We start from the raw sequence: 983 nt of genomic DNA, 5'->3' as shown, positions 1-983 counted from the left end.
GCAAAACGGCACCTGCTGTAAACACGGTGGAAAACACCTTGACAGGAAAGAATTTAACAACGACAGTAAACGGTGTAGCAGGAACTCCTATTGATTTAACACCAGCTTTAGCTGATGCTACAACAAATGATTTAACACTTTCAGGAAAAGATTTGACATCAACAGTAAACGGAGTTTCCTCTGTAGTTGATCTGACCACAGCAGTTGCTGATGTTACAACAAATGATTTAACGCTTTCAGGAAAAGATTTGACATCAACTGTGAACGGAGTTTCCTCTGTAGTTGACCTGACCACAGCAGTTGCTGATGTTACGACAAATGATTTAGAGAATACAGTCAATACGATTACCTCTACTGTAAATGGAGTAAGCAAAACGGCACCTGCTGTAAACACGGTGGAAAACACCTTGGCAGGAAAGAATTTAACAACGACAGTAAACGGAGTAGCAGGAACTCCTATTGATTTAACACCAGCTTTAGCTGATGCTACAACAAATGATTTAACGCTTTCAGGAAAAGATTTGACATCAACAGTAAACGGAGTTTCCTCTGTAGTTGACCTGACCACAGCAGTAGCTGATGTTACGACAAATGATTTAACGCTTTCAGGAAAAGATTTGACATCAACAGTAAACGGAGTTTCCTCTGTAGTTGATCTGACCACAGCAGTTGCTGATGTTACGACAAATGATTTAGAGAATACAGTCAATACGATTACCTCTACTGTAAATGGAGTAAGCAAAACGGCACCTGCTGTAAACACGGTGGAAAACACCTTGGCAGGAAAGAATTTAACAACGACAGTAAACGGAGTAGCAGGAACTCCTATTGATTTAACACCAGCTTTAGCTGATGCTACAACAAATGATTTAAGTCTTTCAGGAAAAGATTTGACATCAACGGTAAATGGAGTTTCCTCTGTAGTTGACCTGACAACGGCAGTTGCTGATGTTACGACAAATGATTTAGAGAATACAGTCAAT

1 pseudogene is annotated in these 983 nt (G+C 40.0%); it reads left to right on the top strand.

The features are described from left to right. A pseudogene (locus tag BSF42_RS22585) lies at window positions 1-983 on the top strand (hypothetical protein); the annotation flags it as partial.

This window comes from Flavobacterium sp. ACN6 (genome assembly GCF_002304005.1).
GTDB lineage: Bacteria > Bacteroidota > Bacteroidia > Flavobacteriales > Flavobacteriaceae > Flavobacterium.
This window is presented reverse-complemented; position numbering and strand designations above follow the sequence as displayed.